Here is a 14,223-nt window from a genome sequence, read left to right as displayed (position 1 = left end):
AGCTTCGACGGCGTCCACCTCGGCGGAGGACAGCTGGGCGTTGATGAGGGCCTGTCGGATCACTCGCTGCTGCGAGGGGCCGTTCGGGGCGGTCAGGCCGTTCGAAGCGCCGTCCTGGTTGATCGCCGAGCCCCGGAGCACCGCGAGGACCTGGTGTCCGTTGCGTCGTGCGTCAGAGAGCCGTTCCAGGAGCAGCAGGCCGACGCCTTCGGAGAATCCCGTACCGTCGGCGGCCGCCGCGAAGGGCTTGCAGCGGCCGTCGGGGGCCAGTCCGCGCTGGCGGGAGAATTCCACGAAGGTGTGCGGGGTGGTCATCACCGTGACGCCACCGGCCATGGCCAGGGTGCATTCGTCCTGCCGGAGCGCCTGGCAGGCCAGGTGCATGGCGACCAGGGACGAGGAGCACGCGGTGTCCACGGTCACCGCGGGTCCTTCGAGACCGAGGGTGAAGGCGACCCGGCCCGAGACGACGCTGAGCGTGTTGCCGGTGAGCAGATATCCTTCGGCGCTCCTTTCGATGTGGGGAGTGCCGAAGCCGAGGATTCCGGCGCCCGCGTACACGCCGGTCGGGGTGCCCTTGAGCGAGGTGGGGTCGATGCCGGCGCGTTCGAGCAGTTCCCAGGAGACTTCCAGGAGCTGGCGCTGCTGCGGTTCGGCGGCCAGTGCCTCGCGCGGGCTGATGCCGAAGAAGGTGGCGTCGAATCCGTCAGCGCCCCGCAGGAAGCCACCCCGGCGGACGTAGCTGGTGCCGGAGTGGTCCGGGTCGGGGTGGTACAGGCCGTCCAGGTCCCAGCCGCGGTCCTTCGGGAAGTCCCCGATGGCGTCCTGGCCGGAGGCGACGAGGTGCCACAGGTCCTCGGGGGAGGCGATCCCGCCCGGGAAGCGGCAGGCCATGCTGACGATGGCCACCGGTTCCTGCGCCCGCTCCTCCACCTCGCGCAAGCGCTGACGGGTCTGCCCCAGATCGGCCGTCACTCGCTTGAGATACTGGCGGAGCTTTTCTTCCGTACCCGTACCCGTACCCGTACCCGACATCTGTTCTCGCTCCTCCATCAGGGCAGTTCACGGTCAATGAGCGCGAACATCTCGTCGTCCGAAGCGGATTCGAGGGCGTCGAAGTCCGTCGCGCCGGGCGCCTCGGTCGATCCGCCGTTCACCTTCACCAGCAGTCCGCTCAGCCGTTTGGCGATCCTGTGTCGTCCCTCGTCGTCCGTGTCGAGGGAGTCCAGGGTGTGGTCCAGCCTGGCCAGCTCGCCCAGAACGGGGTCCACGCCGTCCCGGCCCGTGGTGGTTGTGTCGTCGGGTGCGAGCCGTTCCAGCAGGTAATCGGCGAGCACCGCGGCCTCGGGGTAGTCGAAGACCATCGCGGCGGGCAGCCGCAGCCCGGTGGCGGCGGCGAGCCGGTTGCGCAGTTCCACGGCGGTCAGCGAATCGAAGCCGAGTTCCTTGAAGCTGGTCTCGGCCTGTACCGCGTCCACGTCCGTGTGTCCCAGCACGGTGGCCGCGTGACCGCGGACCAGGCCCAGCACCAGCCGATGGCGCTCGGTCGCCGACAGCCCGGCCAGCCTGTCGGCCCAGTCGACGGGCTGTTCCGCGGCGGCGGCCGCCGCCGTACGCCGTCCGGTGCCGCCACCGCCGCTGGTGGTGGCGAGTGCGCGCAGGATGGCGGGCAAGCGCTCGGCGGGCAGGGCGGCCAGGGTGCGGGGGTTCACGTCGGCCGCCACCAGTAGGTCGCCGCCGTGCTGGACTGCGGCGTCGAGCAGGGCCAGGCCCTGCTGGGTGCCGAGCGCGCCCACGCCCGTACGGGCCATGCGGGCGAGGTCGGCCTCGGCCAGGTGGCCGGTCATGCCGCTGGCGTCGGCCCACAGCCCCCAGGCCACCGACAGGCCCGGCAGCCCTTCGGCCCGGCGGCGGGCGGCCAAGGCGTCGCAAAAGGCGTTCGCCGCAGCATAGTTGGCCTGCCCGGGGCTGCCCAGCACCCCGGCCGCGGAGGAGAACATCACGAACGTGCCGAGCCGTAGATGCGCCGTCGCCGCGTGCAGATGGGCCGCCGCCGTGGCCTTGGCGTCCCAGACGCGCGTCACTCGCTCCGGGGTCTGGGAGGTGAGCACCGCGTCGTCGAGCACGCCCGTGGCGTGGATGACGCCGGTCAGCGGATGTTCCGGATCGATCCCCGCCACCAGCTCCTTCACCGCGGCGGCGTCCGTGACGTCCACCGCGACCACGCGCACGTGGGCGCCCAGTTCGCGGAGACGGGTGCCCAGTTCGGCGGCGCCCGGTGCGTCCGGGCCGCGCCTGCTCGCCAGCACCAGGTGGCGGACCCGCCAGGTGCGTACGAGGTGTTCGGCGACGACGCCGCCCAGGGTGCCGGTGCCGCCCGTGATGAGCACCGTGCCGTCCGGGTCCACGGCGGCGGGCACGTCGAGGACCAGCTTGCCGGTGTGGCGGGCCTGGCTGAGCTGCCGCAGCGCTTCTCGCGCCCTGCTCAGCGGCCATGTCCGTACGGGTGCGGGCCGCAGCGCCCCGGCGGTGAACAGCTCCCGTAGCGTGCGCAGCATCTCGCCGACGCGGTCCGGTCCGGCGTCGGGTACCAGGTCGAAGGCGCGGTAGCGGAGACCGGGGTAGGTGGCGGCGATGTGCTGCGGGTCGCGGATGTCGGTCTTGCCCATTTCGGAGAGCCGCCCGCCGTCGGCCAGCAGTCGCAGGGAGGCGTCGACGAAGGGGCCGGCGAGGCTGTTCAGCACCACGTCCACGCCGCGGCCGCCGGTGGCCTCCCGTAGTTCGGTCTCGAAGTCGAGGGTGCGGGACGAGGCCCGGTGTGCCGGGTCGATGCCCATCTCCTCCAGCACCGCGTGTTTGCCGGGGCTCGCCGTGGCGTACACCTCGGCGCCCAGGTGGCGGGCGATCTGGACGGCGGCCGTGCCGACGCCGCCGGTCGCGGCGTGAATGAGCACCGACTCTCCGCGCCGCAGTCCGGCCAGGTCCACCAGCCCGTACCAGGCGGTGAGGAACACCACCGGTACGGCGGCGGCCTGCTGGAAGGTCCAGCCGTCCGGGATCGGCACCACCATCCGCGCGTCCGCCACCGCCAGTGGGCCGAAAGCGCCTTCGAACAGGCCCATCACGCGGTCGCCCACGGCGAGCCCGCTCACCCCGGCACCGATGTCCGTGACGACGCCCGCGCCCTCACTGCCCCGGAACACGCCGCCACCCGGGTACATCCCCACCGCGATCAGGGCGTCGCGGAAGTTGACTCCTGCCGCGTGGACCGCGATACGGACCTCACCGGGGCCCAGCGGTTCCAGCACCTCGGGGCAGGGCACCGGGGTCACGTTCTCGATGGTCGCGGCGCCTTCCACCGCGAGTCGCCAGGCCGGTTGCGCCACGGGCGCCACCAGTCCGCCGCTCCCGGCGGCCCCGGCGCGCGTCAGCCGCGGCGCCCACATCCGGCCTGCCCGCACCGCCACCTGCGGTTCGGCCATTCCCATCGCGCACGCCACACCGTCCAGGACACCTGCGCCCGGCGCGTCATCCGCGCGGCCACGGGGGTCGAGGTCGAGCAGGACGAACCGGTCGGGGTTCTCCGCCTGCGCGCTGCGCAGCAGCCCCCACACCGCCGCCCCGGCCGCGTCCACGGCATCGGCTCCGGGTCCGTCCCCGTCCGGCGCACCGGCCGCGACGGCGCCTCGCGTCACCACCACCAACCGGGCGTCGGCCAGCCGGGGTTCGGCCAGCCACTGCTGGAGCAGGCTCACCATGCGCTGGACGGCCGCCATGCCCTCGGCCGGGGTGGCGGCCGGGGCGGGCGGGACACCGGTCAGCGCCACCGGGGGGAGGGGTCCGCCACCGTCGGCCGCCACGAGCAGCGACGCCAGATCCGGGTGGCGTACGGCGCCCGCGGTGTCCCAGTCCGCCGGGCCCAGCACCACCCAGTCGCCGCTGCCGGCCACGGGCTCCGGTGCCCCCGGCAGCGGGATCCAGTCCAGCGTGAACAGCCCGTCCGCGCCGCCTCGGCCCGGGCTGCGCCACTGGTCCGTACGGGCGGCGCGCAGCACGAGCGAGTCGACCGTGAGGACGGGGTCGCCCAGGGCGTCGGCCACGGTCACGCGCAGCGCCCGCTCGCCGTCCGCGTTCCGCTCCTGCGGCGACAGCCGGACCCGTACCGTGGTCGCCCCGGCGGCCCACAGCGACACTCCGTTCCAGGTGAACGGCAGCCACATCCGGCCGTCGTCGTCCTGCCCGGGCGTCCGTCCGGTGAGCAGGGCGGCCGGGTGGAGTACGGCGTCCAGCAGCGCGGGGTGGATGCCGAAGCCGTCGCGGTCACCGGCGGCCTCGGGCAGCGCCACCTCGGCCAGCACATCGGCGCCGTCCCGCCAGAGCGTGCGTACGCCCTGGAAGGCGGGCCCGTACGCGTATCCGTCGGCGGCGGCCCGGGCGTAGAAGCCGTCCGCGTCCACCGGTTCCGCGTCCGGTGGCGGCCATGCCCCGCAGGGCTCGGGTACCGGGTGGCCGGGGGCCGGGGCGAGGACGCCCTCGGCGTGGCACTGCCATGTCTCGTCGCTGCCGGTGTCCGGACGGGAGTGGACGCGCACCTCGCGGCGGCCGTCCTCGTCGGCCGCGCCCACCGCCACCTGGACGCGCAGCCCGCCGGATTCGGGCAGGATCAGTGGGGTACGCAGGGTCAGTTCGTCCACCACCGCGCATCCGGCCTCGTCGGCGGCCCGTAGCGCCCATTCGACCAGCGCGGCGCCCGGCACCAGGGGTGCCCCGGCCACCACGTGTTCGGTCAGCCAGCCGTGGCCGCCGCCGGTGCCGATGCGGCCGGTGAGCAGATGGCTGCCCGCGTCGGCGAGTTCGACGGCGGCCCCCAGGAGGGGGTGGTCGGCGGAGGTGAGTCCGAGGTCGGCGGGGTCCCCGCGGCGTCCGTCCGCCCCGTCCAGCCAGTAGCGGTCGCGCTGGAAGGCGTACGTCGGCAACGGGACGGTACGGGGCGTGGGGTCGGCCGGGAACAGGGTGGTCCAGTCCGTCTCGACCCCGGCGGTGAACGCCTGGGCCACCGAGCGCACCAACTGGGCCAGATCTCCGTGATCGCGCCGCAGGGTGGGGACCGCGATGGCATCGCTGCCCGCTTCCTCGAAGGTTTCCTGCATGCCGACGGTGAGGACGGGGTGGGTGCTGACCTCGATGAACACGCGGTGGCCGGCGGCCAGGGCGGCCCGTACGGCGTCGGCGAACCGCACCTGGTCGCGCAGGTTGCGCACCCAGTACGCGGTGTCGAGTCCGGCGGGGTCGGCGGGCCCGGCGGTCACGGTGGAGTAGAAGACCGCGTCCGTACCGGGCTGTCGTGCGGGCTGAACGCCTTCCAGCAGCCGGGTGAGTTCGCCCGTGATCTCGTCGACCTGGGGGCTGTGGGAGGCGTAGTCCACCTCGATCGTCCGGGCCCGCTCGCCGGAGTCACGGCAGGCGGCCACGGCCGCGGTCACCTGCTCGGGCGGTCCGGACACCACCGTCGAGGCGGGCCCGTTGACGGCCGCCACCACCACCGCGGCGGCACGCTCGCCCAGGTCGGTGAGCAGCCGTTCGGCCCGTTCCCGGCCCACCCCGAGGGAGGCCATCGCCCCGCCGCCCGCGAGTCGCCGCAGGGCGCGGCTGCGCAGGGCCACGATGCGGGCACCGTCGTCGAGGGAGAGCGCCCCGGCCACGCAGGCGGCGGCGATCTCGCCCTGGCTGTGGCCCACGACGGCGGCGGGTTTCACGCCATGACCGGCCCAGACGGCGGCCAGGGACACCATGACCGCCCACAGCACCGGCTGCACCACATCGACGCGGCTCAGCTCGGCGGCGCCTTCCGTGCCGCGCCCGCGCAGTACGTCGGTGAGGGACCAGTCGACGTAGGGGGCCAGGGCCCGTTCGCAAGCGGCCACTCGCTCCGCGAACACCGGTGAGGCGACGAGGAGTTCGGCGCCCATCCCCTGCCACTGCGATCCCTGGCCGGGGAACACCAGCACCGGGCCGGCCGGGCGGGGGCCCGGCCCCGTAGCAGACCGTACGACGCCCGGATGGGTTTCATCGGCCGCGAGCGCTTCCACGGCGGCCAGCAGTTCCGTCCGGCTTTCGCCGACGAGCACGGCCCGGTGGTCGAAGAGGGTGCGGGTCCTGATGAGCGACCAGCCCACCTCGGCGGGCGTGGCCCCGGGGGTGGTGGCGAGGTGGGCGGCCAGGGCCCGGGCCTGCTCGCGCAGCGCCGTGGCGCCACGTGCGGACAGCACCCAGGGCACCACGCCCTGGTGGGCGGCGGGTTCCGCCGTGTCGGTCGGCTCCGGTGCCTGTTCGAGGATCACATGGGCGTTGGTGCCGCTGATGCCGAAGGAGGACACGGCGGCCCGGCGGGGCCGGTCGTCGTGTGGCCACTCCACCGCCTCGGTCAGCAGCCGTACGCCGTCCTCCCACTCCACATGCGGGCTCGGTGCGTCGATGTGCAGGGAGGCGGGCAGCAGTCCGTGCCGCATCGCCATCACCATTTTGATGACGCCCGCGGCCCCGGCGGCGGCCTGGGTGTGGCCGATGTTCGACTTGATGGAGCCGAGCCACAGGGGCCGCCCGCCGGCCCGCTCCTGTCCGTAGGTGGCGAGCAGCGCCTGCGCCTCGATCGGGTCGCCCAGCGTCGTACCGGTGCCGTGGGCCTCCACCGCGTCGATGTCCGCCGGGGTGAGGCGTGCGGTGGCGAGCGCCTGCCGGATCACCCGCTGCTGCGCGGGGCCGTTGGGGGCGGTCAGGCCGTTGGAGGCGCCGTCCTGGTTGACGGCCGAGCCTCGGAGCAGGGCGAGCACCTGATGGCCGTTGCGCCGGGCGTCCGACAGCCGTTCCAGGACGAGCAGCCCGATGCCCTCGCCCCAGCCCGTGCCGTCGGCCGCCGCCGAGAACGGCTTGCAGCGGCCGTCCGTGGCCAGTCCGCGCTGCCGCGAGAACTCGACGAAGGTGTTCGGCGTGGCCATCACGGTCACGCCGCCCGCCAGGGCCAGCGCGCATTCGCCCTGGCGCAGCGCCTGGGCCGCCAGATGCATGGCCACCAGCGACGACGAACACGCCGTGTCCACCGTCACCGCGGGCCCCTCCAGGCCGAAGGTGAACGCGACCCGGCCGGAGGCGATGCTCGGGGTGCTGCCGGTCATCAGGCGGCCCTCGACGCCCTCCGGCGTGCGGCCCAGGAAGCGGCTGCCGTAGTCGTCGTACATGACGCCGGTGATCACGGCGGTCCGGCTGCCGCGCAGGGTCACCGGGTCGATGCCCGCGTTCTCGAAGGCCTGCCAGGCGGTCTCCAGCAGCAGCCGCTGCTGCGGGTCGGTGGCCAGCGCCTCGCGCGGGCTGATGCCGAAGAAGTCCGCGTCGAAGCGTGCGGCGTCGTACAGGAAACCGCCCTCGCGGGCGTAGCTGGTGCCGGGGTGGTCCGGGTCCGGGTCGAAGAGTCCGGCCAGGTCCCAGCCCCGGTCCGCGGGGAACGCGCCGATCGCGTCGACGCCCTCGGACACCAGCCGCCACAGCTCGTCCGGCGAGCCGGCGCCGCCCGGGTAGCGGCAGGCCATGCCGACGATGGCGATGGGATCGCCATCGGTGGCCACCGTCGAGGCCACGGGGGCGAGTGGTGCCCCGTGGCGGGCCCCGACCAGCTTGTCGCGCAGGAAGCCGACCAGGGCGTCGGGGGTCGGATAGTCGAAGATGACGGTGGCCGGGATCCGGGTCCCGGTCGCCGCGTTGAGCCGGTTGCGCAGGTCGAGGGCGGTCAGGGAGTCGAAACCGAGTTCCTGGAAGGCCCGGCCCAGCTCGATGGCCTCCGGCGCCGGATGGGCGAGCACGGTGGCGACCTGGTCGCGGACCAGCTCGCCGAGGACACGGTCCCGTTCGGCGGCGGGCAGGCCGGCCAGCCGCTCGGCCCAGGGCACCGGCCCGGTGTCCTGGGCGGGCGGCCGGGCGGGCCTGGGCGCCAGGGCCCGCAGTACGGGTGGCAGCGGCCCGCCGGCGGCCCGGGTACGCAACGCGGCCAGATCGAACCGGGCCGGTACGAGGACGGGGTACGGGGTGGTCAGCGCGGTGTCCAGCAGCAACGGCACCTGGTCGTCCGCGATGGCGGCGACACCGGAGCGCGCCATCCTGGCCAGGTCGGTGTCGTCGAGCTCATGGGTCATGCCACCGGCCGAGGCCAGCAGCCCCCAGGCCAGCGTGTGGGTCACCAGGCCCTCGGCGCGGCGGTGTTCGGCGAGGGCGTTGAGGAACATGTTGGCGGCCGCGTAGTTGGCCTGGCCTCCGTTGCCCATGACGGAGGCGGCGGAGGAGAACATCACGAACGCCGCCGGGGCCATCTCACGGGTCAGCCGGTGCAGATGCCATGCCGCGTCGGCCTTCGGGGCGAGTACGGCGTCGAACCGTTCGGGGGTCAGCGAGGTGACCACCCCGTCGTCCAGCACCCCGGCGGCGTGGACGACGGCCGTCAGCGGATGGGCGGCGGGGATCGTGGCCAGCAGACCGGCCACCGCGTCCGGATCGGCGACGTCACAGGCCGCCACCCGCACCTCCGCACCCAGGTCGGCCAGTTCGGCGATGAGCGCGTCGATGTCGTGTGCGGCCGGGCCGCGCCGGGAGACCAGCAGCAGACGCCGGGCGCCGTGCCCGGTGGCCAGATGCCGGGCGACCAGTCGGCCGAGGGCGCCGGTGCCGCCGGTGATGAGGACGGTTCCGTCCGGGTCGAGGGCGGGAAGCGGCGGCTCGTGGTCGGGGTGGACCCGCGCCAGACGGGGCACGCGTACGGTCCCGGCCCGTACCGCCAGCTCGGTTTCACCGGCCGCCACGGCGGCCGGGAGGGCGGTGCGCAGGGCGTGGCGGGAGGCCGGGTCGTCGTCCAGGTCCAGCAGCAGGATCCGCTCGGGGTGTTCGGCCTGTGCGGCGCGGACCAGGCCCCACAGGGGGGCGGTGGTCAGGTCGGCGGGCGGGTCCTCGGGGACGGCGGCGATCGCGCCGTGGGTGGTGATCACCAGCCGGGCCGTGCCGAACCGCTCGTCGGTCAGCCATGCGCGCAGCGTGTCCAGCACCTGGTGGGCGGCCGCGCGCACCCGCGCGGGGGTCTGGTCGGGATCGGGCGACGTGGTGTCGCGGCCGGGGCATCTCAGGATGACGAGGCTCGGAACGGGCAGTCCTGCGCCGATGGCGGTCTGCAGCGCGGCCAGGTCCGGGTGGGCGGGGACGGGTTCGCGGCCGCCGTCCACGTCCAGGGGGTCGGAGCCGATGACGGCCCAGCTCTCGGCAGGTGTCGACTGGCCCGCGGGCAGCGGTTCGGGCTGGGGCTGGGGCTGCCAGTCGAGCCGGTACAAGGAGTCGGTACGCGGGGCGCGCCAGCGGTCGGCGGGGATCTCGCGCAGCCCGAGGGTTTCGATGGTGGCGGCCACGGCGCCGTGCTCGTCGGTCAGGCTGAGCGCGACGGTGTCGGGGCCGGTCGGGGTGATGCGGACCCGAAGCCGGGTGGCGCCGGTGGCGAACAGCCGTACCCCGCTGAAGGAGAACGGCAGCCTGACGGTGCTCGGCGTACGCCCACTACGGGCGCGGTCGGGGTTGAACAGCTCCTCCACCGGGTGCAGCGCGCTGTCGAGGAGGGCGGGGTGCAGGCCGAAGCCCTCGGCCCCGCCGCGCTGCTCGGTGGCCAGGCGCACCTCGGCGAGCAGGTCCTCGCCGTGCCGCCACGCGGCGTGCAGTCCGCGGAAGGCGGGGCCGTACGCGTACCCCTGCTCGGTGAGGCGCCGGTACAGGTCCGCCACATCGACCGGGACGGCGTCGGCCGGTGGCCACGACGCCCGGGGGGTCTCCGGGGCGGGCGCTGCCGGGGAGGCGGGGGCGAGGAGCCCTGCGGCGTGGCGGCGCCAGGTGTCCGTGGTTCCCGGGGGCTGGTCGTCCTCGTCCGCGGGGCGGGAGGAGAAGCTGAGCGTCCGTCGGCCCGCGTCGTCGGGGGCGGCGATGGCCAGCTGGACGCAGACCGCGCCGGATGCGGGCAGGAGCAGCGGGGTCTCGAGGGTGAGGTCGTCGACCAGGTCGCACCCGGTCCGCGCACCGGCGAGCAGGGCCAGCTCCAGGAGGGCCGTCCCGGGCAGCGGCACGCTGCCCGCGATGGTGTGGTCCGCGAGCCAGGGGTGGGTGTTCAGCGACAGTCGCCCGGTGAGGAGCAGTTCGCCGTCGGGTGTTTCCACGACGGCCTGGAGGAGGGGGTGGCCGGTGGCGCCGAGTCCGGCGGCGCGTACATCGGCGGTGCCGTTCGGGACCGGTCGCCAGTAGCGTTCGCGCTGGAAGCGGTAGGTGGGCAGGTCGACGTGGCCCGCGCCGTCCGGGAGCGCGGCGGAGAAGTCGGCGGTGCCGCCGTCGATGTGGATCCGGGCCAGGGCGGAGAGCAGGGTGCGGGGCTCGTCGCGGCCGTGGCGCAGGACGGCGGCGAACACCGGCGCCGTCCCATCAGCCGTCCCATCGGCCGTCCCATCGGCCGCTCCCTCGGTGGCGAGGGCGTCCTCGGCCATGGTGGTGAGGACGGCGTCCGGGCCGAGTTCGAGGTAGCGCACCACGCCCTCGGTGCGCAGGGTTCGCAGCCCTTCGTGGAACCGTACGGGCTCGCGGACGTGGCGTACCCAGTACTCCGGGTCGCGGAGCTGGTCGGCGTCGGCCGGCTCACCCGTGAGGTTGGAGATCACCGGGATGTGCGGCACGTGGTAGGTGAGGGTCCGGGCGACTTCGCGGAAGTCGTCCAGCATGGGCTGGAGGAGCGGCGAGTGGAAGGCATGGCTGACGCGCAGCCGCTTGGTGCGGTGGCCGCGCTCCCTGAGGGTGCGCACCACCTCCTCGACGGCGTCCGCGGCCCCGGACACCACGAGGGCGGTGGGACCGTTGACAGCGGCCAGGGAGAGACGGTCCGCATGCCCGCTGAGCAGGGGAACGACCTGTTCCTCGGTGGCTTCGACGGCGGCCATGGCGCCACCGGCCGGGAGCGCCTGCATGAGGCGCCCCCGGGCGGCGACGAGCGTGCAGGCGTCCGGCAGTGACAGAACGCCCGCCACATGTGCGGCGACGATTTCGCCGATGGAGTGGCCGGTCAGATATCCGGGAGTGAGCCCGAAGGACTCCACCAGCCGGAAGAGGGCGGTCTCCAGGGCGAAGAGGGCCGCCTGGGTCAGTCCGGTGCGGTGCAGGGAGCGGGCCTCGTCGGGGTCCTCGACGGTGTGCTCGGCGGGGTCCTCGGCGGGGTCCTCTGCGGCGAAGAGGATGTCGCGCAGCGAGCACCCCAGCAGCGGGTCCAAATGGGCGCAGGTCTCGTCGAGGGCCGTCGCGAACACCTCGAAGGCCCGGTACAACTGCGCTCCCATGCCGGGCTGTTGGCTGCCCTGGCCGGTGAACATGAATGCCGTGGCACCGGCGCGGGCCGCCCCGGCCCGGGTCACCCCGGGGTGGGCCCGGCCATCGGCCAGCGCTCGTACGGCCGTCAGCAGTTGGTCGCGGTCGTCGCCGAGGACCACCGCCCGGTGTTCGAAGGCGGTACGGGTCCTGGCGAGCGACCAGCCCACATCGGCCAGGGACAGTCCCGGATGGGCGTCGGCATGGGCGGCCAGTGCCGCGGCCTGGTCACGCAGCGCCTGGCCGGTACGGGCGGACAGCACCCAGGGCAGCGCGCGACCGCCGGGCGGTGTGCTCTCGGTGGGCGTACGCCTTGGTGCGTCGGCCAGTGCGGATTCGAGGAGGAGGTGGGCGTTGGTTCCCGAGATCCCGAACGAGGACACCGCGGCCCGGCGCGGGCGTTCCCCCGATGGCCAGGGGACGGGTTCGGTGAGCAGGCGTACGGCGCCCGCGTCCCAGTTCACATGGGGGGTGGGCCGGTTGACGTTCACGGTGGCGGGCAGCGTTTCGTACCGCATCGCCATGATCATCTTGATGACGCCCGCCACGCCGGCCGCGCCCTGGGTGTGGCCGATGTTCGACTTGACCGACCCCAGCCACAGGGGCTTTCCATCGGGCCGGTCCTGGCCGTACGTGGTCAGCAGCGCATGCGCCTCGATGGGGTCGCCCAGCCGGGTGCCGGTGCCATGGGCCTCGACCACGTCCACCTCGGCCGGTGACAGTCGCGCGTTCGCCAACGCGTGCGTGATGACGCGCTGTTGGGAGGGCCCGTTGGGCGCCGTCAGGCCGTTCGAGGCGCCGTCCTGGTTGATGGCCGAGCCCCTGATGACCGCCAGTACCCGATGGCCGTGGCGGCGGGCGTCGGACAGCCGCTCCAGCAGCACCAGGCCGACGCCCTCGGCGAAGGCGGTGCCGTCCGCGTCCGCGGAGAACGCCTTGCACCGGCCGTCGGGCGCGAGGCCCCGCTGCCGGGAGAACTCGGTGAACACATTCGGGATGGCCATCACCGTCACGCCACCGGCCAGGGCCAGCCCGCATTCGCCCTGCCGCAGTGCCTGACAGGCCAGATGCATGGCCACCAGCGAGGACGAACACGCCGTGTCCACCGTCACCGCGGGCCCTTCGAGCCCGAGTGTGTACGCCACCCGGCCCGACAGCACACTGGGGGCGTTGCCCGTCACCAGATAGCCCTCGGCGCTGCTGTCGATGTGCGGCGTACCGAAGCCGGGGAGGGCGGTCCCGGCGTAGACGCCCGTCGGGCTGCCCTTGAGCGTGACGGGGTCGATCCCGGCGCGCTCCAGCAGTTCCCAGGCCACCTCCAGCAGCAGCCGCTGCTGGGGGTCGACGGCCACGGCCTCGCGCGGGCTGATGCCGAAGAACTCGGGGTCGAACCGGTCGGCGTCGTAGAGGAATCCGCCCTCACGGGCGTGGCTGGTGCCGGGGTGGTCGGGGTCCGGGTGGAACAGGTTCTCCAGGTCCCAGCCGCGGTCCGCGGGGAACTCCCCCATCGCGTGGGCGCCGGAGGCGACGAGCCGCCACAGGTCCTCGGGCGTCCGTACACCGCCCGGATAGCGGCAGGCCATGCTCACCACGGCCACCGGCTCCTGGGAGCGGTCCTCCATGGCGCGGAGCCGACGGCGTGTCTCGTGGAGATCGCCGGCCACTCGCCTCAGATAGTCGACCAGCTTCTCTTCATCAGCATGCGGCACAGAGGGTCACCCGGCCTTCCGCGAAAGGGCGCGCCACGTCGGTCATGACAGGCCAAGCTCCTTGTCGATGAAATCCAGCACCTGATCGGCGGTCGCGACCTGCAGCCGCTCCACGGCGCCGCCGTCGTCCTCGTCCGAGGGACACATCGCTTTCCAGCGAGAAAGCAATGTCTCCAGCCGGGTCGTGACGGCTCCGGAATCCAGATCGTCGACGGCCACGGCGGACAGGCTGTTCTCCAGCCTGACCAGCTCGTTGAAGACCGGGTGGGGGATGTCCCGCCCCCCGGCGTCGTCCGGGGCGAGTTGATGACGCAGGTGTTCGGCGAGCGCGGCCGCTTCGGGATGGTCGAAGACGAGCGCCGCGGGCAGCCGCAGCCCGGTGGCCGCGGCCAGCCGGTTGCGCAGTTCGACCCCGGTCAGCGAATCGAAGCCGAGGTCCTTGAACGAGGCGCCGGGGTGGACCGTGGCGGGGTCGGCGTGGCCCAGCACGGCGGCGGCGTGGCCGCGTACGAGGTTGAGCAGCAGCCGGTGCTGTTCGGTCGACGGCAGTCCGCGGAGTCGGCCGGCCCAGTTAACCGGCCGGCCTCCGGCCGCCGCGGTCGGGCGGGCACGGCCGCTGCCGCCGGTGGCCGTGAGCGCCCGGAGCGGGGTGGGCAGGGTAGCGGTGTCCTGGCCGGCCAGGGCCCGGGTGTCCAGCTTGAGCGCCAGGAGATGGGAACGGCCCTGGCGGTACGCCGCGTCCAGCAGGGCCAGCCCCTCCTCGGTGGTGTTGGCCGTGATCCCCAGGCGGCCGATCCTGGCCAGGTTGGCGGTGTCCAGCCGGGCGGTGAGTCCGCTGGTGGCCGCCCACAGCCCCCAGGCCACCGACAACCCCGGCAGCCCGGCGGCCTGGCGGTGGGCGGCGAGGGCGTCGCAGAAGGCATTGGCGGCCGCGTAGTTGGCCTGGCTGGGAGTGCCCAGATCGGAGGCGAAGGAGGAGAACATGACGAAGGTGGCGAGTCGCAGATGTGCCGTCGCCGCGTGCAGATTGGCCGCGGCTGTGGCCTTGGCCGTCCATGCCCGGGCCAGCCGCTCCGGGGATTGCGCGGGAAGCATC

3 protein-coding genes are annotated in these 14,223 nt (G+C 74.0%); all 3 read right to left on the bottom strand.

Annotated elements, in window-relative coordinates:
* Positions 1–1,035: beta-ketoacyl synthase N-terminal-like domain-containing protein (locus tag ASC60_RS37895; protein WP_199831177.1), on the bottom strand; the 1,035-nt coding region annotated here is incomplete at its 3' end.
* A 17-nt stretch (positions 1,036–1,052) separates the two neighbouring features.
* Positions 1,053–13,127, bottom strand: coding sequence for a type I polyketide synthase (locus tag ASC60_RS37890; RefSeq protein WP_055558277.1), 12,075 nt, complete (start codon positions 13,125–13,127; stop codon positions 1,053–1,055).
* Between the two features lie 42 nt (positions 13,128–13,169).
* Positions 13,170–14,223, bottom strand: a 1,054-nt coding sequence (locus ASC60_RS37885; RefSeq protein ID WP_055558276.1) for a beta-ketoacyl reductase, incomplete at its 5' end; no start/stop codon positions are given.

Origin of the sequence: Streptomyces sp. NBRC 110028 (assembly GCF_001417735.1) — a bacterium.
Lineage (GTDB): Bacteria > Actinomycetota > Actinomycetes > Streptomycetales > Streptomycetaceae > Streptomyces.
The sequence above is the reverse complement of the archived record's forward strand: the minus strand, read 5'-3'. Positions and strand labels throughout refer to the sequence as shown.